Origin of the sequence: uncultured Photobacterium sp. (assembly GCF_947502415.1) — a bacterium.
In the GTDB taxonomy this organism is placed as follows: domain Bacteria; phylum Pseudomonadota; class Gammaproteobacteria; order Enterobacterales; family Vibrionaceae; genus Photobacterium.
Map to the genome: position 1 here is coordinate 232,583 of NZ_CANMZV010000003.1, position 26,019 is coordinate 258,601.

The 26,019-nt window shown below is 47.9% G+C and carries 21 protein-coding genes and 1 pseudogene; 5 read left to right on the forward strand and 17 right to left on the reverse strand.

All coding sequences use genetic code 11. The annotated features are described in order from the left end of the window. Positions 1–257 precede the first annotated feature (257 nt). From Q0852_RS05205 to Q0852_RS05220, 4 genes are all read left to right on the forward strand, one after another. The gene (locus Q0852_RS05205) at positions 258–2,360 is read left to right on the forward strand and encodes a type I secretion system permease/ATPase (protein WP_299014857.1); all 2,103 of its coding nucleotides are present in this window, start codon (positions 258–260) and stop codon (positions 2,358–2,360) included. After that, complete coding sequence (locus Q0852_RS05210) at positions 2,357–3,718, forward strand: HlyD family type I secretion periplasmic adaptor subunit (protein WP_299014860.1); 1,362 nt, start codon at positions 2,357–2,359, stop codon at positions 3,716–3,718. Before Q0852_RS05205 ends, Q0852_RS05210 begins: the two co-directional genes overlap by 4 nt. Before the next feature lie 2 nt (positions 3,719–3,720). Further along, a complete protein-coding gene (locus Q0852_RS05215; RefSeq protein WP_299014863.1) occupies positions 3,721–5,865 on the forward strand; it encodes a type I secretion system permease/ATPase in 2,145 nt (714 codons plus the stop codon). A 212-nt stretch (positions 5,866–6,077) separates the two neighbouring features. Next, positions 6,078–7,481: a methyl-accepting chemotaxis protein gene (locus Q0852_RS05220; protein WP_299014866.1), complete on the forward strand. Its 1,404-nt coding sequence runs from the start codon at positions 6,078–6,080 to the stop codon at positions 7,479–7,481. A gap of 512 nt (positions 7,482–7,993) precedes the next feature. On the opposite strand, the gene Q0852_RS05225 is transcribed toward Q0852_RS05220, so the two are convergent. The 13 genes and pseudogenes from Q0852_RS05225 to Q0852_RS05285 all read right to left on the reverse strand — a co-directional run bounded on the left by Q0852_RS05225 (position 7,994) and on the right by Q0852_RS05285 (position 19,418). After that, positions 7,994–8,323 carry a multidrug efflux SMR transporter gene (locus tag Q0852_RS05225; protein ID WP_299014869.1) on the reverse strand — a complete coding sequence of 110 codons (330 nt, stop codon included), beginning with the start codon at positions 8,321–8,323 and terminating at the stop codon, positions 7,994–7,996. Further along, positions 8,317–8,724: a multidrug efflux SMR transporter gene (locus tag Q0852_RS05230; protein ID WP_299014871.1), complete on the reverse strand. Its 408-nt coding sequence runs from the start codon at positions 8,722–8,724 to the stop codon at positions 8,317–8,319. Before Q0852_RS05230 ends, Q0852_RS05225 begins: the two co-directional genes overlap by 7 nt. Positions 8,725–8,781: 57 nt before the next feature. Continuing rightward, on the reverse strand, positions 8,782–9,465 hold the full coding sequence (locus Q0852_RS05235; RefSeq protein ID WP_299014873.1) for a hypothetical protein: 684 nt from the start codon (positions 9,463–9,465) through the stop codon (positions 8,782–8,784). 10 nt (positions 9,466–9,475) lie between these two features. Continuing rightward, entirely contained in the window at positions 9,476–10,129 is a 654-nt protein-coding gene (pduL, locus tag Q0852_RS05240; protein ID WP_299014875.1) for a phosphate propanoyltransferase, read from the reverse strand. A gap of 395 nt (positions 10,130–10,524) precedes the next feature. After that, positions 10,525–10,761: pseudogene (locus Q0852_RS23940) on the reverse strand (BMC domain-containing protein); the annotation flags it as partial. A gap of 9 nt (positions 10,762–10,770) precedes the next feature. Next, complete coding sequence (cutD, locus tag Q0852_RS05250) at positions 10,771–11,739, reverse strand: choline TMA-lyase-activating enzyme (protein WP_299014878.1); 969 nt, start codon at positions 11,737–11,739, stop codon at positions 10,771–10,773. A 67-nt stretch (positions 11,740–11,806) separates the two neighbouring features. Further along, a complete protein-coding gene (gene cutC / locus Q0852_RS05255; RefSeq protein WP_299014879.1) occupies positions 11,807–15,223 on the reverse strand; it encodes a choline trimethylamine-lyase in 3,417 nt (1,138 codons plus the stop codon). An 80-nt stretch (positions 15,224–15,303) separates the two neighbouring features. After that, positions 15,304–16,446 carry a 1-propanol dehydrogenase PduQ gene (locus Q0852_RS05260; RefSeq protein ID WP_299014881.1) on the reverse strand — a complete coding sequence of 381 codons (1,143 nt, stop codon included), beginning with the start codon at positions 16,444–16,446 and terminating at the stop codon, positions 15,304–15,306. A 15-nt stretch (positions 16,447–16,461) separates the two neighbouring features. Continuing rightward, a complete protein-coding gene (locus tag Q0852_RS05265) occupies positions 16,462–16,719 on the reverse strand; it encodes a EutN/CcmL family microcompartment protein (RefSeq protein WP_299014883.1) in 258 nt (85 codons plus the stop codon). 25 nt (positions 16,720–16,744) lie between these two features. Then, positions 16,745–18,445 carry an acetaldehyde dehydrogenase (acetylating) gene (locus Q0852_RS05270; RefSeq protein ID WP_299014885.1) on the reverse strand — a complete coding sequence of 567 codons (1,701 nt, stop codon included), beginning with the start codon at positions 18,443–18,445 and terminating at the stop codon, positions 16,745–16,747. 98 nt (positions 18,446–18,543) lie between these two features. Next, positions 18,544–18,822, reverse strand: coding sequence for a BMC domain-containing protein (locus tag Q0852_RS05275; protein ID WP_299014888.1), 279 nt, complete (start codon positions 18,820–18,822; stop codon positions 18,544–18,546). Between the two features lie 12 nt (positions 18,823–18,834). Further along, positions 18,835–19,119, reverse strand: a complete 285-nt coding sequence (locus Q0852_RS05280) for a BMC domain-containing protein (protein ID WP_299014891.1) — start codon at positions 19,117–19,119, stop codon at positions 18,835–18,837. 20 nt (positions 19,120–19,139) lie between these two features. Further along, complete coding sequence (locus Q0852_RS05285; protein WP_048899356.1) at positions 19,140–19,418, reverse strand: BMC domain-containing protein; 279 nt, start codon at positions 19,416–19,418, stop codon at positions 19,140–19,142. A gap of 139 nt (positions 19,419–19,557) precedes the next feature. On the opposite strand from Q0852_RS05285, the gene Q0852_RS05290 reads away from it, so the two are divergent. Beyond that, positions 19,558–19,860, forward strand: coding sequence for a hypothetical protein (locus Q0852_RS05290; RefSeq protein ID WP_299014908.1), 303 nt, complete (start codon positions 19,558–19,560; stop codon positions 19,858–19,860). Between the two features lie 245 nt (positions 19,861–20,105). Here Q0852_RS05290 and Q0852_RS05295 read toward each other — a convergent pair whose 3' ends face one another. From Q0852_RS05295 to Q0852_RS05310, 4 genes are all read right to left on the reverse strand, one after another. Further along, the gene (locus Q0852_RS05295; RefSeq protein WP_299014911.1) at positions 20,106–20,612 is read right to left on the reverse strand and encodes a FidL-like protein; all 507 of its coding nucleotides are present in this window, start codon (positions 20,610–20,612) and stop codon (positions 20,106–20,108) included. A gap of 2 nt (positions 20,613–20,614) precedes the next feature. Then, on the reverse strand, positions 20,615–21,421 hold the full coding sequence (locus Q0852_RS05300; protein WP_299014914.1) for a winged helix-turn-helix domain-containing protein: 807 nt from the start codon (positions 21,419–21,421) through the stop codon (positions 20,615–20,617). 596 nt (positions 21,422–22,017) lie between these two features. Continuing rightward, a complete protein-coding gene (locus Q0852_RS05305; RefSeq protein WP_299014916.1) occupies positions 22,018–22,509 on the reverse strand; it encodes a hypothetical protein in 492 nt (163 codons plus the stop codon). Between the two features lie 826 nt (positions 22,510–23,335). Then, positions 23,336–25,984, reverse strand: coding sequence for a hypothetical protein (locus Q0852_RS05310; RefSeq protein ID WP_299014917.1), 2,649 nt, complete (start codon positions 25,982–25,984; stop codon positions 23,336–23,338). Positions 25,985–26,019 lie beyond the last annotated feature (35 nt).

Here is a 26,019-nt window from a genome sequence, read left to right on the forward strand (position 1 = left end):
ATAATAGAGCAAACATTCTATTTTTGGGACCATTCCCATAAGCACCTTAAAAACGGCTTGTATTGTATAAATATGCCAACAGTGCATTTGCGTCATTATTGACGCAAATAAAATCCAACGGCCAATAATTTAGAATCAAGCTAGTAATAATCACGCTTTTCCACAAAATAGATAAGGTTGATAGTTATTGGTACAGGTGATAGCATCCCCCTCAATAACATATAAAAAATCTATTTACTCGCCTAATCAGACTAACTATGACGCATAATGAAAGGCTGACACTTTCATGTATTCAGCTTTATTTAAAAATTAGCGGTAATAAAGAAAACATTAATAAAACTGCTGATTTAATAAAAACTAATACTTATAAATCCGAAATTAAAAATCTAGAAATAGAAAATGGTATTCGTGTATTAACAAAACATTCAGCAAAACAAAACACATCTAAAATAAAAACGCCTTCAATCCTTTTTGATCACCAGGGTACACCTTTCATTTTAGCTAACACTAATAAAGAAAAATGTTTAATACAAAAAGCTAATACAGAGAAACCTGAAATCTGGACGTATGGTGAACTATTGACCACTTGGGGTGGGAAATGGCTTGAAATAAAACAATCTCAATCCCTGTTTGATATTCGCTGGTTCCTCCCTGAATTTCTCAAGCACAAAAAGTTACTCGGCGAGCTCTTTTTATTTTCATTTGTCTTACAGATCCTGGCCCTAATTTCACCGCTCTTTTTCCAGGTTGTCATGGATAAGGTTCTGGTGCATCAGGCTTGGTCAACCCTGGATGTATTGGTATTCGGGCTTGTCGTTACCGGCATTGTCGAAGTGCTGCTCAGAGGACTACGAGAATATCAGTATGCTCACACTGCCAACCGGATTGATATCCAACTAGGCCTGAAACTCGTCAAGCACCTGTTTGGTCTGCCCCTGCTGTTTTTCAAATCCCGCCAGGTTGGGGCAATTGTCACCCGTGTCCGCGAACTTGATACCATTCGGGAATTTTTGACCGGCTCCATGTTTACCCTCACGGTCGACTTACTGTTTATGTTCGTCTTCATCTACGTGATGAGCCTTCTCTCAAGCACGCTTACCTGGCTATTTGTCGCTACTATCCCGCTATATGCCCTGCTGGCTTGGTGGCTGACCCCGAGAATGCAGGCATCCATCGAGAAACAGTTTACCCATGCGGCCGCCAACACCTCATTTCTGACCGAAACCGTGGCCGGTTCCGAAACAGTCAAAAGCCTGGCCATCGAGCCGAGATTTGTCCGTCGCTGGGACGAACAAACAGAAAAAATGGTCAGCACAGGATATGCCGTCCAGCAACTGAACAATCGCTCCAACCATACCGTTCAGCTGATTCAAAAAATCACCAGTGTTGCCATATTATGGCTCGGCGCCACCGAAGTCCTGTCACTACACATGACTATCGGTCAGCTGATTGCCTTCAATATGATGGCGAACCATATTGCCCAGCCTCTATCGCGACTGGTTGAACTTTGGGGCCAGTTTATCCAGACCCGCATCGCCGTTGATAAACTGGGAGATATGCTTAACTTACCGGCAGAACAGCATACCGGCAACAATAACGTCACACTGCACGGTGCGATTTCGTTCAAAGACATCGTATTCCGCTATCAGCCAGATATACCGCAGACAATCAATGGCCTGTCACTGGATATCAGGGCTGGTGAAACACTGGGCGTCGTCGGCACATCCGGCTCAGGTAAGAGTACCCTGGCACGCTTACTGTTGCGACTATACAGCCCGGAGCAAGGACAGATCACCGTCGATGGTATCCCGCTAAACCAAATCAGTGTCCACCAGCTCAGGCAGCAAATCGGGGTGGTGTTGCAAGAAAACTTTCTATTCAACAAAACCGTCAGCGAGAATATCGGCCAGTCCCGCCCGGAAGCCTGCCTAGAAGAAATCATTGAGGCAGCTAAACTATCCGGTGCCCACGATTTTATTCTCAAACTTCCGATGGGCTACGACACAGTTCTGGCTGAAGGCGGTCAGTCCCTGTCCGGCGGACAACGACAGCGTATGGCAATTGCCCGTACTCTGCTTTCCGACCCGCGGATTCTGATCCTGGATGAGGCAACCAGTGCGCTTGATGATGAATCCCAGGCCTTGATCCAGGCCAACATGGCCCAGATCGCCAGAGGACGCACCGTGATCACCATTGCCCACCGACTTTCGACAGTCAGGGATTGCGATCGGATCATCGTGCTGCATCAGGGCAATATCATCGAACAGGGCAACCATCAGATGCTGCTTGAACATGGCAAACAATACAAACAGTTATGGCAACTTCAGCAAGAGCTGAAACAGGAGGAGACCACAGCATGAATCAGGTTATGGCAAGCCTTCTGGGCAAGTTTAAAAAAAATAAAACCGCAGAGCCTCATTATGAGTTTCTGCCGTCACACCTGGCGTTGTCACAACGGCCGCCATCGCCCTTTGCCCGCTATACGGCGATGTCACTCAGTATCGGGGTCATTGCCGCTCTGATCTGGGCCTATTGGGGCAAACTGGATGTGCAGGCGACCGCCACTGGCCGACTGGTCGTTTCCGGACGCTCCCAGGTTATCCAATCTTACGAGCAGAGCCGGGTTATCGGCATTCATATCAAGGACGGCCAGCGCGTTGAAAAAGAAACGCCATTACTCACCCTTGATACCCTGGGGGTTAACCAGGATATTTCGCGCCTGATCACCCAGGCGGAATACCAGACCCACGAATTAATCCGCTACCGTGCCCTGTTAAGCGACCAGCCTTTGCCTGATGACACTATGTTCACAGCATTACCGACGGCTCAACAGACACTTGTCACCGAAAACTACCGCAGTGAAAAGCTCGAATTCAACGCCACCATAGCCAGCATCGAAGCCGAAATGCGTGTCAACCTTGCCTCGCAAGCAGCCCGCCAGACGGACATCAATGCCCTCGTCAGCCTGACCCAAAATATCAGCCTGCGACTGGAGGCCCGTAAAACCCTCAGTCAGGTTAGAGTGATCGGCAAGGTGGAATACCTGGAGCAGGAAAAAGAACTACTGGAAGCTCAGCGACTGGTTTCCCAACAGCAGGCTGATCTGAATGTACTCAAATCCCAGTACCACAGCCTCGAAGAAAGACTAATCAGCTTCAAAGCCCAGAAACAGCGGGAGTGGCTGGAAAAACGCAAACAGGCCAGTCTGCAAATCACCGCCCTTGGCCAAGAACTATCAAAAGTACGCGAACGGGAACAACTTGAGGTGATCCGATCGCCAGTCAACGGTACAGTCCAGCAGCTCAGCGTCTATACCCTCGGCGCAGTACTCCAGCCAGCACAGAACCTGATGATCATCGTCCCGGATGATGATGTGCAGCAGGCCGAAGTCAAAATCCTCAACAAGGATATCGGCTTTGTTCACTCCGGCCAGCACGTCACCGTCAAAGTCGATACCTTCCCCTACACCCGATACGGAACCATTGAAGCCGAGCTGCTGAGTGTTTCGCGCGATTCAACAACGGATGAACGCCTTGGTCTGGTCTTCCCGGCCCAAGTGAAACTTCGGGACAACAACATTTTGATTGACGGACAAGCTGTCGAACTCTCCCCGGGCATGTCTATTGTGGCTGAAATCAAAACCGACAAACGACGGGTTATCGACTATCTGCTCAGCCCGATCCGCGAATACCAGTCTGAAGCGCTGAGGGAGAAGTAACCGTGGAGAGGATTCTACCGAGCGGCTCCGAAGAACACGTCGCCAAGCCGGACAACCATGCTATTGAAGCAATTGTCTATGCCGGACAACGCTTCCACAAAAAGAGTACGGTATCCCAGCTCAAACATGCGCTGGGCGTTAACCACCCGAGCCTGAGCGAGTTGGAACTCAGGGAAGCAGCCGATTTCATCGGGCTAAAAAGCCAGTCAGCCTCTATCTCTGCCAGAGATATAGCCACGCTACCGCTCCCCGCCTTGGTTGAAACTGGCAAAAGCTGGAAAGTAATCACCGAAGTCAATGAAGACAGCTGGACCCTTTATGATCCGGCCAGCCAGTCGAGCCGCGAGCATCCCCTTGCGACCAACAACAAGCACCTCAACTACAGAGTGCTACTGCTGGCTGACAACCAGCTCAGCTCCAAAGATGTAAAGTTCGGCCTTGGCTGGTTCACGCCATCAATACTGAGGCAGAAAAGCCAGCTTAGGGATGTTTTCCTCTATGCGATTGCGTTACAGGTGTTTGCCCTGGTCAGCCCGATGTTGTTTGAAAATGTCATTGATAAAGTACTGGTCGGCCGCAGCCTGTCGAGCCTGCATGTTCTCGCACTGGCGATGCTGGCATTGGCAATTGCCGAACCGTTTTACAGTTACCTGCGCAATACCGTATTCGGTCACCTTGCCAGCCAGATTAACGCCGAGCTGTCCGGCCGCTTATACCGTCATCTGGTTGGGCTACCACTAACCTATTTCAAACAGCGCCAGACCGGGCAGATCATCGCCCGGGTACGGGAAATGGCCCAGATCCGACAGTTCCTGACCAGCTCAACCCTGATGCTACTGCTCGATCTGATCTTTGTGACTGTTTTTATTGCCGTGATGTTCCATTACGCCAGTTCACTGACCTGGCTGGTACTGGGATCCCTGGTGATCTACTTTGTCCTCTGGTTGATTGCCGGGCCGGTGATCCGCCGCAAGGTCGAGTCAGAATACGAAACCGATGCGAATGCCACCAGCTTTCTCACCGAAGCGGTAACCGGCATCGAAACGATTAAGACCACCGCAACAGAGCACCGGTTCCTCCAGCAATGGCAACATATTCTGAGCCAGCAACTAAGCAAGAGCTTTCAGGCACAGAAATCCGGCCTGATCGCCGGTCAGGGCATAGCTCTAATCCAAAAACTAACCGCTGCCCTGTTGCTCTGGTGGGGAGTCAGTGAAGTGCTCAATGGCCAGCTGTCACCTGGCCAGTTAGTTGCCTTCAATATGCTGGCCGGGCATGTCACACAGCCGGTTCTGCGTCTTGCTCAGATCTGGCAGGATTTCCAGCATACGCTGATTGCCCTGCGCCGGGTCGGCGATATTCTTGATGAGCCGAAAGAAAACAGTAAACAAGGGCTGGCATCGGTACCGGACCTCAAAGGTGGTATCGAATTTAATAATATCCGCTTCCGCTATCATGAAGATGCCCCGGAAGTGCTGGCAAACCTGTCACTATCCATAGAACCCGGCCAGTTCATCGGTATTACCGGGCCATCGGGTTCCGGCAAAAGTACCCTGACCCGCCTTCTGCAACGCCTCTATGTTCCGCAGCACGGTCAGGTTCTGGTGGACGGTATGGATCTCGCCATTGCTGATCCGGTTTCACTACGGCGCAATATGAGTGTGGTACTGCAAGAAAGTATCCTGTTCTCCGGTAGCGTGGCGGACAATATCCGCCTGTGCAAACCGGAAGCAACCGACGACGAAATCCGCCATGCCGCACAACTGGCCGGAGCCCTTGAGTTCATTGAAGAGCTAGCCCACGGCTTTAACCATCCGGTCGGCGAAAAAGGAGCCGCCCTGTCCGGCGGTCAGCGCCAACGCATCGCCTTCGCCCGGGCCTTACTGGTGAACCCGAGAATATTGCTGCTAGACGAAGCGACCTCCGCACTCGATTACAGCTCGGAGGCGGCGATAATGGCCAATATGAATAAGATTTGCCGGGATCGCACGGTGATCAGCATTGCCCACCGTCTCAATACGATTCGTCATGCTGATAAGATTTTTGTCCTCGACAACGGTCAGGTCAGCGAAAGCGGCAGCCACGACGAACTGCTAGAGAAAGGCGGATTATATGCCAGACTCTGGCAGCAACAAGTTGGCGAGTGATTAAATAGTAAATTATCAGTAATACCAGCAGCTTGGAATAAATATCCGCTGCTGGCACCTTTTATTCATTTTTATTCTGCTTATCTCTGGTTTATTACAATCTTCCCATTTGTGATACAGCTCAACATCTTCAACGTTTTTTAACTTCTTTTTCATTCATAATACCGACCAACTTAACAAGTTGTACAGCTTGCCAGCCGTAGGAAATAATAATGAAAGAAATTGCATTCCGTTGGATAGACAGATATCTGATTAATGTGACACTTAAAGAGAACTTTTTAATTCTGTTCTTTGCCCCCCTTCTTGCCATTATCATCGTCAGCTCAACCTTGATTGATGCTGCCCAAACCCAACAAGATCTGTTACTGCAAAAAGAAGTAGAAACCGTTGCCGCCCTGATCTCGCAATCGGATCTCGAGCAGAATCAAATTCAACAAATCCTTGCCGGTAGCAGCCTCCAAATAGGCTCTCATGGCGAGCACTCGGCACAAGTAGCCAACGCCGGATACAGCCTGACAACCAAAGAACAACCGCACCTGTTGTCCGGACTGACGTTCAGCCATCTGGCATTTGTAGGTGCCGCATGCATTTTAATTATTCTCAGCCTGTACTACATCATGACCTTTATGGGCGGCGCTCTATATAACATCTATGATGCCGTCACCCGACTTGCCGATGGCGACCTGACCTACCGAATTAGCCACGCACCGGCCCGCAATGACTTCAACCTGATAGCCAGAACCGTCGATCGCGTTTCCGAACGTGAACACAAACTGGTAAAAGCAACCCAGGAAGCAATTGCACTGATCCAGCAAATCAGCTCCGAGCTACGCCAACGCAGTAATGAAAATGAACACCTCACTCTTCAGCAACAAGAACGTATTGATTCTCTGGCCAGCGCCACAGAGCAAATGGCGAGTTCCGTACGTGAAGTTGCCAGCCATGCTCAAGACACGTCAAGCCAGACAAACGATGCAACCCAGGTAACAACACAAGGCCTGGCTCAGGTAACAAAAACCCTTTCTGCCATTAACCAGCTGGGTAGCGAAATTAATTCAGCCGCAGAAGCGGTCTCGGAACTCGATAGCAATGCTGCCCAAATTGATGATGTAGTAACCACCATCAACGCCATCTCAGAACAGACCAACCTACTGGCTCTCAACGCAGCAATCGAAGCGGCACGGGCTGGCGAACAGGGACGCGGTTTTGCTGTCGTGGCCGATGAAGTTCGTACCCTGGCGGGCCGGACTCAAAACGCCACCGTCGAAATCCAGAAAATGATTGAAGCGCTGCAAACCAACAGCCAGGGCTTGATGAGAGTCATGCGCCAGACGGTAAGCAATGCTGAAGAAAGCGAGCAATTGATGGACTCAGTCAGTCAGGATATTGGTAAAATTTCAGAGAAGAACCAGTACATTGCCGGTCGCAGTATTGAGATTGCCGCTGCAGCAGAAGAGCAAGGGGCTGTAGCCGATAATATTGCTTCAGACGTAGAGCAGGTTCGAGTGCAGTCCCGTAAAGTGGCTGACATGGTGACCCAATCCAACAACGAGATCCAGCACCTCAACCAACAAGCCGATGTTCTGGAAAGCCTGATGACAGATCTGAAGGTTTAAAAAACCGCTGATGCTTAAAAAACGCTTACTGGGTACAGCCTCTTGTACTCGGTAAGCGTTATCTCATAGCCCACAGTAAAAACACGGACCATACGCAAAACTCTGGAAACAACAGGTTGGAGATTCAGCGCCCTGGTTTCGAGTGCATAAAGACGCATACAACAAGAGAATGAATCCCAATTATGTGATGTCGAACTGCATCTTCAACATATTTGGATCACGTTAGCATTCATAATGAGAACTTACTCAACAGGCAGGATACCTGCCCGCTCTGATGGCCAACAATAACAATGAGGCCAGTTACATCATCACAATTACGATGTTCGAAAGGCTTGAGTAATGACAACCTACTACCTTCAACTATAACTCTTACCAGGTTCTGCCTTTTCACCGGGTAAGAGTTTTCTTTTTCGCTCTCACCATTTGTTTTCAACCCATTTAGCCCAAGTACTGAAAACAAAAAAAGAGCCGACATTTCTGACGGCTCTTCATTCTCGTGCTTTTTGTCTGGATTACATCTGCGAGAACATATTCATGATCACCGCACCGGTGATGATCAACCCCATAGACAAGATTGCCGGGAAGTCAGGTTTTTGCTTATACAGCACCATGGAGAAAATGGTTACCCCGATAATACCGAAGCCACACCATAGCGAGTAAGCAATACCTACAGGGATATAGCCCATCGCCTTGGTCAGGGCGAAATAACAGATACTATAAGCACTGATAACCAGCAATGACGGGCCTAGCTTACGGAAGTTATTGGTTTTTTTGATAAAGGAAGTGCCTGTGATTTCTGAACAAATCGACAGAGCCAACCATAGTACGCCTGCATTTAACATTGTGCTTCTCCTTCTTGTGCTACTGCTACGGTTTCAGGCTCTTCAGTTTCTTCTTCGCCCATTTTTGAGAATAAATTCATAATGATGATGCCACTGGCGATAATGGTCATCCCTATCATTGCAGCCATATCTGGATGCTGGCCATAAAACAGCATACCCAGTGTCGATACCAATAGAATGCCCGTACCGGACCATGTTGCATAAGCCAAACCTACCGGCAAGTATTTCACAGCTTGTGACAATGAGTAATAACAAACGACGTAAAGCAGCACGATAACGGCTAGCAATGCCGTTTTGGTAAAGCCTTCACTGGTATCAAACATTTTCAGGGTTGAGGTGGCAGAGGTTTCAGAGGCTATCACCAGCGCCATCCAAAGCCATTTTTTTATCGATACAGACATGTTTCGCTCCTAGCTTAAATTAAAAATTTGCCTAACGTATGGATTTGAAAAAGACAGTTACTGTCGTTGTTCTTTCAGGTACTCAGCGGCAAGATCCGTCAAATTATCTTGCAGCGTAAACGCATTCACTCCTTTGCTTTTGACATCACTCAAAGTGACATAACTACTCGATTTTTCTGATATTGACTCTGTGGTACTGATTGATTTACCGCCCGCCATCATCGCCTCGACCTGTTCGATTGACCCAACCGCAATTCCCAGCTCTTGCAATTGGGCAAGTTGAGCCTGGGCTCGCACCGTCATGGCTTGGCTACGGTCCAGCCCCATAAGCTGGTTCAATTCACTGGCCGGGTTGCACTGATAATCCAGTGCGTAAACCGGCATACCTTTCATCAGGGCATACTGACAAAGCTGGCTGGCACGGCTCTGATAAAGCCCGAGGCTGATTTCGGCCAATGTGGCGAAATCAAGAAACGGGAAAACAACTTGTTCGAAACTGCCCAGCCACTCAGCAGGCTGGCTACCGTCCCAGCAAATCGTCTGGCCAAGGCTGGCCATCGCAGCCAGTTCTGGCTTGGTCGCCTCGTCAGCCAGAATGGCCCAGCGGATCCCAGTCCATTGGCTAAGCCTCGCAGCAATTTCCTTGTGGTAACCACTGGCTGGTGTCAGCACCATCAGGGTTGGTGCCGACTGCTCCTGCAACACCCGTTCAACCAGTTTTCGGATCGCTTGCTCGTCCATTTGAGCCCCCTCAACCTATCAGGTAGACATCTTCACCGGAGCGGATCCCCGCCGCATTGGCTTCATCCGTATCGATGTGGAACTCCAATGCAAAACGATCATCAACCCGCACAACAACCTGTTCAAACACCAGACCACACAACTGACCGGCGCGGATCCGAACCTTCTGGCCATTTTCGACACCTAACTGCACAGCATCCTGTGGCGACATATGAATATGGCGCTGGGCACAAATCACCTTTGATTGCAGATTGGCATGCCCCGCAGGCCCTACCAACAGCGCATCAGCAGACTGGTGTAGAACGCCCGATTCACGAACCGGCGCTTTAATCCCCAGTGCATAGCAATCGGCCTTGGAGACCTCCAGTTGGGTCTCTGCCCGTGCCGGTCCCAACACCCGTACCTTGCTGATAGTGCCTTTGGGCCCCACGACAGTGACACACTCCTCGGCGGCAAACTGACCCGGCTGGCGCAGGGGCTTAAGCGGATTGAGCTGGTATCCCAAGCCAAACAGCGCTTCGATATCGGCCTGAGAAAGGTGAACATGGCGGTTCGAAACCCCGGTTGGGATCCCTATTGCCGATAACTTCGGTACAGCCTGTAACCCTTTTGGTGATACCGGCAAACGTTGCTGGATTTGGGTCATTAACGCGGTATTGATCATTGCTTGCTTCCCCGCGTACTGGTGCTGTTAGTGCTTTTTTCCCGCCGGGCAGCCGACTGCCTACGAGCCGCAGTTTTAGCCGGTTTTGCCCCTTCAGGCGAAGCATCTTCCGTTACTGCCTTGCGTTCTGCTGACCGTTGATTATCTGCTGTCGACTCTGGCGCTACCATCTGCTCTGGTGCTACAGTCGATTCTGGCGAAATTGAGGAATCAGCTTGCGCTGAAGACTCATCTTCCGGCGAACCAGATTCTTTCTTCGGTAAAACCTCAGCAGCAGGAGTCGATGGTTCAGGTGGCACATCGCCCGGGCCTGTACTTCCCTGATCTTGCCCGCCATCATTTGGGTTCCCCTTATCAAGCGCGCCATTTTCCAGCATCGCCAATACACTCGGGTCCGGCCGCGCCATCACGGTAGAGGTGGCTTGGCTCGCCTGTTGGGCCAAGGCTTCAAGACCGCTATCTACTGCGGCTTTTACTGCACTGATTTCCCCTTGCAGGTATATTGAAACCAGACCTGAACCTACCTTTCGGTAGCTGGTCAGCTGCACACCCGCCGCTTTACAGGCCGCATCCGCAGCATGAATAGCGGAAGTCAGGCCGATGGTTTCAATCACACCAAGACTGATTGTCATGACGCCTCCTTAATGCCTTACCAGGCGGATATCGAAATCAAACTGGGTAAAGAAAGTACTGAGCTTATCCAGCTCCTCTTCGCTATAACCGATGTCCCGCGTAATCGGATAAATCATGTCCAGCTTTTCGTACTTAGTTTTGCCAAACTGGTGATATGGCAACACGTCTATACGCTGGATATTGCCGCGCTTGGCGAGCTCCATAACATAGTTGAAAGCCCCTGTGATCGAATCGTAAGAATCGTTGTAGCCACGAATCAAAGGCATTCGAATCACAATATTGGCGCCAAGCTCCACCAGGCGTTCAAGATTACGCTTTACCCCTTCGTTACCAATACCGAATAGCTGACGGTGTTGATCGGTATTTATCTGTTTGAGATCAAATAAGAAAAGATCTGTACACGTCGCCAATTTTTCGTAACTTTCAATACTGGTTGTTCCCTGGGTTTCAATCGCAGTATTAATCATCTGCTTTTTACATTCGGTCAGCAGTGCTGTTGCGAAATCTGCCTGTAAACTCAGTTCGCCACCGCCTAGGGTCACACCACCACCGGAAGACATGTAGAAGTCATAATCCTGCATGATGATTTCCATCAGCTCTGGTACCGTGACGTCTTTCCCCATCACATCCAGTGCATTCCCCATGCAAACTTCTTCGCATTTACGACAACCAATACAGTCAACAGCCCTATTGATCTTGTGCACGGCATTACCATCAGCGTCAGTGCTCATCAGGTGCACACCGGCAGGACACACTTGGGCACATTTACCGCACGCAACACATTTGTCGTGACTGAACATGACCTGAAACTGACTGCTTAGCCCTTCAGGGTTGGCGCACCAATCACACCGAAGGTTGCACCCTTTGAAAAAAATCAAAGTGCGGATCCCATCACCGTCGTAGATGGAATATTTTTGGATATTAAAAATCCGCCCTTTTAGTTCTGTTGCTTTGCTCACTTCTGCTATCCCAGTCATTTTTTCTCCTCACTTCGCTCATGCTAAGTGGCTTTTATAAGGGGCCTCTCGACCCCTTATCTCTGGGTTAGAATTTTTCTAGAACAGTACGGCTGATGATTTCATCTTGAACTTCCTTACAAAGCTCAACGAAGTAGGCGCTGTAGCCCGCTACACGCACGATCAAATCGCGGTATTTCTCCGGCTCTTGCTGTGCCTTCTTCAACACTTCGTTATCCACGTAACTGAACTGCATCTGGCCGTTGCCAAGAATAGAAGCGGTTCGCAGCAAGGTAATAAGACCATTCTTACCTTCAGGGGTGTCTAGCAAGCCTTTAAGGAACTTGAAGTTATGCACCATACCGATATTCATGGTTTCAACGTTCATCTTGCTGACTGACTTGATAATGGCGGTCGGGCCATTCTTATCAGCCCCCTGAGTCGGGCTGATACCATCAGAAAGCGGCATCCAGGCCAGACGACCATTCGGCGTCGCATTGGTCAGCTCACCAATCGGGGTGTTGTTGGAAATCGACAGGGTGCCGTGGCTCAGACGTGAATAAAGCATCTGGTACTTGCCACACTCACGCTCTGTCCACTCCGTGATATCCAATGCAAACTCATCAACATAGTTATCATCGTTACCAAACTTAGGTGCGTTCAGACAATCACGGCGCAGCTCTTCAAAGCCTTCGAAGTTTGCCAGCATCGCATCACGCATCTGCTCTAGGGTGTACTTCTTCTCTTCAAATACCAGCTTGCGAATCGCTGCCATGGAATCGATATACGTTGCCAGACCTGAGAAGATCAAGCCCGGCCCATAGTTCACTACAGCGCCACCAGCACTAACGTCCTTACCTTGTTCCATACAGCCTTCAACCAACAATGACATCAATGGTTTAGGGGCTACGTCACGGTGGACTCGCTGGCTGATCACAGTACCGACAGCAGACAGTTTCACGATATGGGCAATTTGCTCTTTTACCGCTGCATCAAATGCTTCAAAGCTGGTCAGATTGTTCAGGTCACCGGTATCAAGGCCCTGGTGGCTATCAAACAGCACCATACGGCCACGGTTCAGTACGAATTCAATCGCAATAGGCCATTGGGTGTAGCCCGTCGAAGTCCACTGGTAAATACGACCTGATTTCTGCGGTTCCACACACCCCATCAGACAGTAGTCACGGGCATCTTCAAAATCATAGCCTTTACGCAGCATCATCTTGATATGAGAATCATCAAAGTGACACGCAGGGAACCCCATACCCGCTTTCACGACATCGACAATTTTTTCCATGTAGTGCTGTGGCGACTGGTTATGAATACGGCAAGCCAGTGATGGCTGGTACACTTTGACAAAGCGCACAGCATCCATGATTAGCAAGGTCAGGTCGTTGGTTGCATCACCACCGCTTCGCTTCTGACCACCGACAGTCAGATTGATAAACGGCTGGTAACCGGCAAAGTACTTAGCACCCAGCTCGCTCGACATCCACATCAGCTCAGCACACTTGATGATAAAGGCCTGCATCATCTCCAGCGCCTGCTCTTCTGTCAGACGGCCTGAATCAATATCGGCACGGAACATCGGGTAACAGTACTGATCAAGACGACCTAGTGATAAACCTGTCTGGTTCTCTTCAACTTCAAACAAAGACTCCACTGTCCACACACTTTGCAGTGCTTCCTGCAGCGTTTTCGGTGGGTTGGCCGGCACGTTTTCATTCACTTCAGCAATGGTCAGCAGTTCGGCACGACGCTGAGGATCCATCTCTTTAGCAGCCAGTTCACGAGCATGAGCAGCCAGACGGCGAGCGTAGGCAACTACCCCTTCACAGGTTTCGATAGATGCTTTGTAGTAGTAAATCTTGTCGATATCATCCGGGTTTTCCATGCTGAGCTCTGCCAGCTTGGCCTCGGCATCGGCCTTGATGCCGTTCATACCTTTGGTGAACAACAGAATATCGTACCCTGGGCAGGTATCACCGCCACCGTTGATCTGGTGGTAAGACAGATCACTGACATAGGTTTCACCACTGAACTCCCACAACCCGGCTTCACGGTACTGAGCTTCACAGATTTCATCCAGTGAACGACCTTCCCAGAATGGAACAATCTCCTCGCGGATCACCTTCTTGTCTTCTTCAGAGATCTCAAACGGATCCTGTGCACGGGTGCTCATGGTATCGAGCTCATCGCGAACCCAGCGCCATGCGATATCCGGAGAAAATGCACCGGCTCGTGGCTTGCCGCATGGGTGGCCAACAATCAACTCATCATCCTGGATAAGTAGCGGCGCTGTTTCACATGCTTTGCGGAATGCCTTGGCGCGAAGCAGAATTGTCGGCAAACCTGGGTTTTGCTTCGTCACTTCGGTAAAAGTGATCGCACGGTAAATCGATACGCTCGGACGCGCCTTGAGGTAGTTGTTGCGCAGGCGCTGCATACGTGAAGTCAGGCCTTCCATCACAGGCGTGCTCTCATCTGCCGCCATTACAGTACCGTTGCAGAATGTCACATCAGCAGTCTGGCAGGCACCACTCTGGTACAAACGCACTTTCAGGCCACCATTTAGCGCCGCCAGGTTGTCACGGGCTGCCAGCAGCATAGTCGACAGTTCGTTCTGAACCAACTGGCTGTCAGTCATCTGTCCGCCCTGTACCAGCCAGTCAAACATTGGATAACCGTCAGCTTCGCGATCAGCACGCACTTCAGACAGCTCTGCCAATTTCAGCCACAGGCATTCCACCAGCTCATAGGCTTGCTGCTCAGTGATCACACCGGCATTAATGTCACGCTGGTAGAAACCGTATAACGCCTTATCAAAGCCCATGCTACCAACGGCATAGCTACCGTTATCCAGGTGAGCCATAAGCTGAATCAGGTAAAAAGCCTGACAAGCTTCTTTAAAGGTTCGGGCTGGTTGCGCAGGAACATGACGAAGAATTGCTGCGGCTTCTTCCAGCTCGGCCTTACGGTATGGGTGGCTCTCAACACAGGCTTTCGTCGCCAAGGTATCGGCCAGCTTAGCTGCAAAATCCATCGCACCTTTGCAAGCCAACAACATCGCTTTGCCTTGGTTGACTTCGTCCATACCATTGCGGCTGATGGCGCTACCCAAAGTCTTCAGGCGTGATTCCATATGCTGCACAAGCACCTGGAGGCCAGTGCTGATCACCGCCATGTAGTCAGGAGTGTGGGTAGCATCACTGTTCAGGAAGCCAAACACAGATTCGCTATTAAGCTCTTCTTCGGTATGGAAAATTGCACCACGCTGGGCTGAAGACTGGCTACCGATGATCAGCTCATCCTGACCGATATAAACCGGTAGCTGTGCCATCACCTGGCTGAAGTGCTGGGCTTTTTTGACGAGTAGTGGCATGCCGGCAATATCATCACCGATAGAAGCCAAAATAGTAGCGCGTTCTGCACTAATGGTGCTGTTTTTAGCCAGCAGTTGTTCTGCCAGCATTTTTACGCGTGGCGTTAGGGTATAGTGGGCCATGGGCCTCTCCTCACAATTTGTTTCACGATGACTGGCGACTGCCAGTCATGAATAATCTTGGATAGGCTGCCTGAGCAGCCTTATTGTATGGCAGCAGAGACAAAGCTCTGGCGGTACAGGGTTTCCAGTTCTTGAGCGTTCGCTGAGCGCGGACTGGTTGGGGTACAGTTATCCCGTAGTGCCTGGCTGACCATCTCTGGCAATGCCGCGGTAAAATCAGCTGAATTCACCTGACAGGCCTCAATACCGGTCGGCAGCCCCAGTTGATCACGCAGGACATCAATCGCCACCAGCAGGCTCATCACCCCTTCACGCTGATCGGAAGCCGGCAAACCAAGCATTTTCGCCAGACGGGCATACTTTTCTGCCGCCAAGGTGTTGCACTGGCCGTGGTAATCAGCATTGAATGCCACTACCTGGCTCATCAGCAGAGCATTGGCCCGGCCATGAGGTACACCAAAACGACCGCCAAGGGCATGAGCCAGGCTATGGGTGATCCCCAATGACGCATTAGTGAAAGCCATACCGGCAATACACGATGCGTTATGCATCTTTTCGCGTGCATGGAGATCCTGCCCCTGCTGATAACAATCTGGCAGGTAAGCAAAAACCAGCTGAACGGCTTTTTCTGCCAGTGCATCACTGAAGTCTGATGCCTTATTTGACACATAAGCTTCCAGGGCATGGCACAACACATCCATCCCGGTATCTGCGGTGATAGCAGCAGGCACCGATGCCACTAGTTCAGGAGCCAGGATGGCGTGTTCAGGCAGCATGTATTCATCAACCAATGCCCACTTTTCGGTATTGGATTTAATCACCGAAAAGGCAGTGACTTCCGAGCCGGTACCGCTGGTAGTCGGAATTGCAACAAAACAAGGTTTGTCTGCTAATTGCCCACCCTGGTGCAGGGTATAGATCACCCCTTTAGCAGCATCGATGACGGAACCGCCGCCGACTGCAATCACCAGATCGGGTACTGCTTCCTTCATCGCCACCATACCCGCAGTGATCACCGCGATATCCGGATCAGGGGTGACATCGGCAAATACACTGACCTTTTCCAATCCAACCGGCAGCTGAGAGCGTACCTTCTCAACCAGTCCGAATTTCACCATCGCCTGATCAGTGATGATCAAGACTCGCTGGCCGCTCAAGGTACTGAGCATACCCAGCGCACTGGCACCGAAATGGATAGCGGGCTTGATTTGAAATGCATTCATTATCTTTGCCTCTTCCTAGCGTCCCTGATGGATTTTCTCAACGATGGCGACAATCGACATTGCCTTGTATCGCTCCTTATGGAGCGCAAAATACTCTTCAACCAAAACCTGATCACCAACCCCGGCACCGACACTGTCGACAGCGACATAGGTTCTGTCTTTGATTGGTTCCAAGTCATCGCCTAACGCTGTGACAAGAAGAAGGTTAGAGCCCCTCAGATCATCACTTTTCTGGGTGGCGACCACATGGCCTGTTACCGTTGCAAGAATCATTTTTTCCACCTTGCTGTTTGTTGTATTACAGGCGTCCGAGCGCTTGCTTGATGATCTGCTCGACCTTCGCCTCGTTAATGTCATCGTTGGCCGGCGTCGGCGCGCACGCAAAACGGTCATCAGCTGCCGTTGCAGAAGCTTCCGTTACAGAAGCACCCGCTACAGGAGCTGCTGCCACAGGCGCAGGCTCTGAAGTCTGGGCTCCGGTAAAACGTACATCTTCAAAGATGCTTGCCGGATGGTTACTAACCGGGGACGTTGCAGGCTGTACAGGAGACGTTACCTGTGCAGCGGCATAAGCCGGAACCGAGATAGATTCCGGAGTAGGCATAGATTTGGGAGCAGACATAGATACCGGCTGGCGCAGCTCTTCAATCGCACACACGCCGTAGCCGACCTTGCGTACATTAAGCAGGTTCATTGGCCCGACATTGTCAGAGCTCGAACCGCCACCCAATGCACCGCAACCTAAAGTCAGGGCTGGAGTCAGATTGGTTGTCGCACCGATACCGCCCAGCGCAGCCGGTGTATTAACCAGCATCCGGAACACAGGTTTTTCCAATGCGAACTGGCGAACAATTTCAGGGTTCTGGGTATGGATAACAAGGGTATGCCCCATGCCTTCGTTGGTCAGCAACTCAACAACACGGTCACAGGCCGCATGCCAGTCCTGTTCAATATAAAGGCCAAGTACCGGGCACAACTTCTCGCGGGAATACGGGTTGTTATGCGAGACCGTTGTCTGTGGCGAGATCAATACCGTGGTGTGGGCATGTACGCTGAAGCCCGCTTTTTCTGCGACAGCCTGAGCACTCTGACCCACAAAGTCAGGGTTGATCATGCCATTTGGCCGCAACAAGCAACCGGCCAGCTGGGCAGATTCCTGCTCGTTCATGAAGTAGGCACCCTGCTTGGTCAGCTCTTGGTGAACCTGCTCATAGATACAACGCTCGGCAATGATTGACTGTTCGGACGCGCAAATTACGCCGTTGTCGAAAGTCTTACTGGTAATAATATCTTTTACCGCCTGGGCAATATCGGCACTGCGCTCAATAAACGCCGGACCGTTACCCGGGCCACCACTGATGGTCGGTGTGCCCGAGGCATAGGCTGCACGAACCATCCCCTCACCGCCTGTAGCCAGGATCAGTGATACATCCTCGCTCTTCATCAGGGTTTCGGTTGCCTGCATAGTGAGCAAAGAAACACCATCAACAATACCTTCCGGCGCGCCCGCTTCCAGGGCTGCACGCTTAACAACTTCAATCGCTTTCTGGCTACACAACTTAGCATTTGGGTGCGGCGAGAAAATAATGGCATTACCGGCCTTAAGGGCGATCAGCGTCTTGTAGAAAATGGTTGATGTCGGGTTCGTTGAAGGTACCAGTGCGGTGATCACCCCAAGAGGTACGCCTACATCCATCACTTTATTGACTTGGTCATCGGTGATAACACCAACAGTCTTGATCGAACGAATGTGCTCATGGACTTTCGTGGAGGCAAAAATATTCTTCAGAACTTTGTCCTGCCAACGGCCAAAACCGGTTTCCTCGTGGGCCTTCTTAGCCAGCTCTTCAGCATGACTCGCAGCCTCGGCAGCAATATAGGCAACAATTCGATCCACCTGTTCTTGTGAGAACAAAGCAAACTGCGCTTGAGCCTGCTTGGCCTTCTTGACCAGTTCACGTGCTGCTTGAATTGATTGCAAATCTTTATCTAGCATCATGATTTCTATCATCCTTCATCTTGCTGCCGTAGCTCGGGTGGGTTGCCTTGCCCCCAAAAGGCAAGGCAGCATGGCTCCACATTGCGGCAGCAGTGCCCTCAGGCTTTGTGCTGTGACGCGATTTTCTCGATATCGTTATGCGGACGGGCAATCACTCGGTGAGACACTACAGTGCCCACTTTTCTGGCTGCTTCAATGCCAGATTCCACCGCGGCATTTACAGCGCCAACATCGCCTTTCACCATGACAGTAACCAGGCCTGAACCCACGTTTTCATAGCCAATCAGTTCAATATTGGCGGCTTTGCACATTGCATCGGCAGCTTCAATACTCGGAACTAACCCTTTTGTTTCGATAAGACCTAATGAGTCTTTCATAGGATTTTCCTTTTATTCAGTTACGGTGTACTGAGAGACAATCTTCTCAATATCCGTATGTGGACGAGCAATCACCAGTGATGTCACTACTTCGCCGATACGCTGGGCTGATTCAACACCGGAATCCACTGCCGCCTTTACCGCACCTACATCACCACGTACCATTGCTGTTACCAGACCTGACCCAACGTTTTCATAACCGATCAGATCAACATTGGCCGCCTTGCACATCGCATCAGCTGCTTCGATACAGGCCACCAACCCTTTTGTCTCAATAAGTCCTAAGGCATCTTTCATGGTTCTCTCCTAACCAGCCATCAGGCCTTGTGCTTGATAACAATCTTGTCGATATCGTTGTGAGGACGTGCAATCACCAGAGATGTCACCACTTCACCCACGCGCTGTGCTGATTCCACACCTGAATCTACGGCTGCTTTTACCGCACCCACATCGCCTTTCACCATGGCAGTAACTAAACCGGAACCCACGTTCTCGTAACCAATCAGCTCAACATTCGCCGCCTTACACATCGCATCAGCAGCTTCTACACACGCCACCAGCCCCTTGGTTTCAATCAAACCCAATGCATCGCCCATATCTCATTCCTCCGTAGCTTAGGGTTGTCATTTATTCGTTATTGGAAATTGGGCTGGATGCTCCTGCCTAAGGGCTAATCCCCTGCGGCGACCACGTCCAATCCAGCCACGAAAAGACTATATTCCTCAAAAAAACAAAATGGCATTTGATTCCAGCAACAGGGAAAACTTAGGATTAACTTCTAAATTAAGCGCAAATTCATGTCATGATTTATTGAAACATCCTGCTTTTTACCTTTTTACGATACTTACCTCAGAGCTAAAACAACCGCAAAAACCAACCAAGATCACAGTAAAATCAGCAAGATATACGATGGAAAAAGTCAGCAAAAAACCACAGAGAATATATGGCTATAACAAACAAAACAGAGAATTATTCTTAATTTTAAAAGAGAGAATTAGGCAACGAATAGCGTTTGAAATACCCTTAGGTATCAACTAAACATGATTGCCATGAAGAAACTAAACATTAACCCTGTCGAAAAGGAAGATCAGTAAAGACGTGATCTATGAGATAAAAGCGTGATGTGAAATAGTATTAGGAACGGGATATAAAAAGTTTGGCAAACTAAGTAAAAACTCAGAGGCAAGTGAAGAACCAGAAGAAATAGAAATAAATAATCCTCCTGACCAGGCTATGTTCAGGAGGTAAAGCGAGACATCACTCTGTTATATACTAAAAGAACATTAGCTATCGACAGTGCAGACAAAAAGCGGCGAATTAATAGAACTAAACAACACCGTATCATGGTTCAGCTGTTGGACTTTTAACAGCAAGGCGTCGTGACTATCAGACATCTCACGCATAAAGTAATCAAATATTACATCCGGCGACTCATCAATGGAGGATTTACTCGCAGACCAACTCCCAACCTGATAAACCCGCTCCAAATCGGATACCCGCTGACTATAATAATCAAATTGGATATAGCGCTGCAGGTATAACCAACCAGCTTTTGAGTCAGAATACCCCTCTACCACCATCGACCCTTGGCCATTTCTGGCAAAGCGAAAGTGAACATTCACATTCACTGATTCGGTTTTAGTATCTTCAAAATACATTATCGCTCGAGCGCTACACTGAAGTTCACCACTATTTTCAGGGATCACCTTAGACAGAAAAGGCAGCGTACAGAGTAAAAATAATATCAACGCATAAAAGAAAAAAATCTTACCACTTTTATTGGAGTGCATTGTTATTTCCACGAATAATAAAAATAGTTTTCACAATAGGCATACGGGTTGTTTTCGTTTTTGGCACATTGAGCCATAAATGTGCGGCCTAGTCCTTTATTTTGAAATTTATCCCCATAGTAAAAGATAAACCTCCGGGTTTCGCTACAATCTAACCCTAACCTATCCCGCACTGCGGCAAAGTTTTTCTTATAACTCTCCCGCATTTCAAGATTAATCATTTTTTCATTAGAAAAAAGCTCACAAATGCCGCTTTCAACCTGATTTAATTGGACAATATTGATCGAACGCTCTGAGATAATCGCCGTCCATAACAAAACCAGAGCGGCAGTAAACAGCACCGCACTCGCCATCATCCAGTTCTTTTCTTGCTCTTCAGTCTGAGGTGGAAGATCTTCACCAAACAAAGGCGTTTTCGGTACACTTACTGCCTCATCATCCGATTCTTGATTCTGCAGCAAAGGATGTAGTGGATTATCATCAATTAGCTCAATAGCCAAGTCAGGATTAATTTCCAGTCGCCCGCGGGGAATAGTGACGATGACATTATCTATTTGATAGTTACGAAAAGACTTTCTCAATAAACTTAAATACTGATTTAGATTTCCATTCGAAGAAGTCAGGCCATTGTCATCCCAAACTTTCTGCATGACTTCATCTCGGGTCAATATTCCTGGATGTTGAATAATAAAATACAACAAGGCATTTGCAGTAATTGAAAGTTGTGTGTCAGCCGTAGCTATATCATCAATACTTAATGTTGCATCAGTAACATTATAGAAAAGAAATCCATTAATTTTATACTTCATTGTACAGGTTAGATCCGCTCTAAATAATAACTAGTTCTCCATAATTCAACTGGCAATTGTTAATTATTCATTTTAAGCCAGAAGAAGCTTCAATCTATACATGCCCTCAATTAATAAAACAAAAAATAGGAGAAATATAATCATGCTGAATACTATCCCTGGCTGTTACGACAAGTTATGATTTAGATCAAAAGAGACTGGTCAGACAAGCCGGTAATTTACTATTCTGTCAGTGCCATCACATCATAAGCATGATGTTTTTCATTTATAATAAGAAAAACAACCACAGACAAATAAAACCAAATAAGAATATTTACAAGCATTGGTATAGCTAGAGTACTCATTGCCATATTATTTAAACAACTAATTCTAGTTAATTAATAATCCATTTTATTTATAGCACAAAGGTTATTATCACCATCTTGTATTACCTGCCATAAAAATCACCCAACGGCATATCCTTTAAAATAATTGCTGTGTTCCCCTTTAGCTTATAAATAACGAGCAAAAAAAAACGGTTCAGTCACTATTAGTTAATCATAACCAATAACACCAAACCGTTTTCTATCCGGCTTTTTAAGCCAAGTTATATCAACTTAAATACCAGCACGCTTCAGCAAGCCGGTCATCAATGCAGAGCTTCCTTTCACCTGCTTGGACTTATTCTTAAATTCACGAGCCAATGACGCATCATTAATTGCGTTAGCAATATAAATCATTGCCTGGTACATATCACGGGCAGTTTTGATACGAGACGTGTCGTTCAGCGGGCTGATGATTTTAACAACATCGCCACCAGTTTTCTTGTGCTCATTGGCATACTCAAGAACAGAATCAAGTAACTTATCAAGATCAACAATAAACTCAGAATTCTCTACACCTAGCTTCTTGATCTCTTTCTGGTTTCTCTTTCTTACCTGATTAATGATAAATGCGGGCTTGTTGATTTTCTTATAACCGAAGATACCGGCAAGAACCAGTAAGACAACACCACCTGCTACATAACCCCAAATAGAACCTGAAGACTCAACAACCGGTTGGATCACTTCGGTTGCGGTGTTTGCAACAGACGTTGGCACATCAGACATATTTGTAACCTTTAACTAAAATAAAACGGAACATCGAAGACATTATGCATTTAACTACCAGAGGACTATGCGCTTTATCAATGTCTGAGTCAAATAGGGTGACGTAGTTCAAAATATTGAAAAATGTATCAGTCACAAAACCATCAACGGCTTTCTGAGCAACAAAGTTACTGAACATAACGAAAGTAATGCTACCAGTTGATCAACAGATCAATAATGCAAGGTATAAAGAATAGAGCGGGAGTAACAAGAAGCGATATGGCGGCTTATGGTGCAAACTACAAACGCTGTTGCTTGCAACATAAAGTGACATAAGAGCTAGCTACATATCAAATTATTAGCGATTGTTTTGCACCATAAAGCGACATGAAACCAGACCATAAGATGACATAGCATCACTCAATGGAAGTTACGTTCCTGTCATATGTAAGATTCTTTCTTACGCCCTTCCATGAACATCGCCGCAGATATGCAACCAGTAACCCACTGGACCCTTAATGTGTCTAAACTCATTTTTGGACACAAATGAGTTTGAGCTGATGTACTAGCTTGTTTGATTTGGATTAGGAAATGTATGTAAAAGGGTCAAAACGCAAGACCTGATTCCATTTTCACACTTGTGGCGCGGTCGACAAGTATGTTGTCCAAGTCAAAATAGGCGGCTTTAATCACAGGGTATCCGCATGGCATTCATGTAGTGCAGCTCCAAATTTAAGAATGGCTGGTTCAGTTGAAATTTATCAAAACCAGCCGCTCTCGTTATCAGATTTGCTCCAAATCCAAGTCAGACCGCAAAGATTATTATCCCTTGTGCGATTTCTTCGAACTATGCAATTAAGTCTTTAAGGCGATCCGCATCCGGATGCTTTTCCTGAGCGATAACCCGACATAACGCTTCAACGAATTCTCGCTTCATAAGATCGGTCGATGTTTGGTCAGGTTGTGTCATTGTTAACACGGCAAAAGGATTCGGTGCCAGATGGATGTCTTTCCAGATACTTCTACAAACCTCCGCGTGAAGGTGCTGAGGCAATTGCCCGGATTGAAGAAATATAGCCATAACACTGTCATCATTCACGGACCATAAATGGCGGTACGCACATTCAAATAACTCTAATGCACTGAGTTGCCAGCTATATTCTTTGAGCGCTCGATGGTACAAAGTAGTCAATGTGTCTACGCTCCATTGTTGCCATATGTCCTCAGGCAAATGAGGTTTCAGGTTAGCATACTGACTGACGATCCATTGCGCGCTGACATAGATTGAGTCTTGTTGAACTAAATCACTAAGGGTCATTAACCAGGCTTTGATTTCTGATTGATTATTTTCGTTATACCCTTCAACTTCTAACGTGCCTTTTAGTACTCCCAGATAGAAAGGCATATGATCAAAGCGACGTGAATAGACTCTCCGTTTCACTGCCAGTATTTCAGTCAATAGCTTGGTACGAGATGCCATCGGAAGCCGACAACTTAGTCGACTTAGCTGAAAAAACAACCGCCATACATACTGAGGGAACACCTTGGCCACTTCACTCAATAATGAAGCCAACAATTCTGGAGTAATGTGCTCTGGGTGGTCATGCAGATAACCGAGGATCGTCTTTAGTGGTTCCACCGCATAATCACCATCGCCTGACTTACTTTTCCCTTTATTCACGGAAGGTAACAGTGCGACAGCCTGATCAATTTCACCTGCGACAACAAACAGTTGAATCAAAGCACAGCGGTCATCATAGTTTTTTTGATATTTCTTCAACTGAGCTGCTTTTAACGCAGCAGTAACAAACGCTTCATCCTGCCAGTGATTCTTGACAGCTTCTGCTAAGGCGCTTGCTGTTTTACATGTTTTAATTACCGAAGAAATATCTGCAACATCTCCCGAATAAGGCAGTTCATTCTTACCACTTTCGATTTCAGCAATAGTGATGAACGGTTTATCGGAGCTGAACCCTCTACGATAAGACGGCGTCCACTCTTCGACTGACGTTGCCTCGCCAAGCTGGCCAATAATCCTTGTCGCTTTTTGCAAATCTCCGTGTGTAAACCAATAAGCAGCAAGTAACGTTAAAGCTTCGCTTTGTTCATTCTCAACATAGAATTTTTCCGCCTTATCCAACAACTCGTTGGTTAAGTAAGGAAGAAGATCCTTTGTGTATATACCAAATTGATCACCTTCCGGATATCCCTTATCCAGATAAGGAAAGACACGCTCAGGTTGCCCATTGAACCCGTGCGCTACGCCTTTTATAAGACATTCTTTTTGCCAGGATGGATGAATCGCTGAGTAGAGTTTTTCTAATTCATCATCAGGCAGGCAAAGTTTGCACCCTAGTTCAAATCGATTGCCTTCTTTAGTGTAGTATGGGTTATTTCTGTCTTCATCAGACATTCTTTGTTCGACTAGCGCGGAAACATCTTTGCCAGATTTGATGGCATTTGCCAGCTCAGTATCAGCATCTTGTTTCTGTCGGCTATTGCCATCTACATATTGATTGAGGATGAAAACAGGATCATCAATCGCTGACCAATCATACCCAATCGATTCGACACTTCCCTTTAGATCTTCAATTAGACGCTTTCCCATTTGGTAGGAAGACAGCCCTAGGGCAACCCGGGCTCTGTCATTTAGATCATCATTCCAGACATTATTAGTTAAAGTTTCAGCCATTTCATACCAACCCTCGTGATTTTGCTTTCCAGCCAGTCTAGCCGCAGCCACTGCTGCGCAGAACGTACCGCCGGAACGCACACCTTTAGGCGCATAATGACGAGCAAGGCGCATTAATCCTTTAAAACAACGCTGTACTTCAGGATGGTGGCTGTCTAAGTTGATAGCTGCAAATGTTTCAATGGCTGTACCATATGCGGCCGCTTCTTCGCCCCCGTCTTGAATCATGGGTCTGAGTGTTCCAAGATCGGCCAGATTACGAATTGCTCGCTCTTTCAGTTCTCCGTCGGCTAAGCCCGGGATAATTTTTGCCCATGCCTCAGCCAGATACTCGCGATGATAGGTATTACATGCCTGAGCAAAAGGTATTGCTTTTTCGTGTAGACTTTGCTGACAAAGCGCATGTATCACTCCATCCAACGTAATGTCACTATTGGAGTATCGATTGCGATAAATGACCTCATCATAAGGTAATAAAACACCAACTTTTTCTTCCCAAGTTCTGGTCAGATCCAGATAAATATCCCTAGTGTTCACCGAGCCGACAGGCACATTTTCACGTAATCCCTGTGTAAATAACGGTAATTGCGTAACATCCCCGCCCAATTCCACTAACTGAATTTCAAGAATGATGGTGCTCAAGTAGTATTGCAGTTCATTTAATTCGTCTAATGCCGATACGGCACCACTAATATCACCGAGTTTGAGCTTGTCATAGGCATCCAAGAAAGGTTTACACCCTTTATCAGATTGTGAAGACAACAATTTTTCAGCTATGCCGTACCAGTTTATTACTTTTGACATTAAGCCAGCCTCCAGCTTATTGAAAGGCTGGAGCT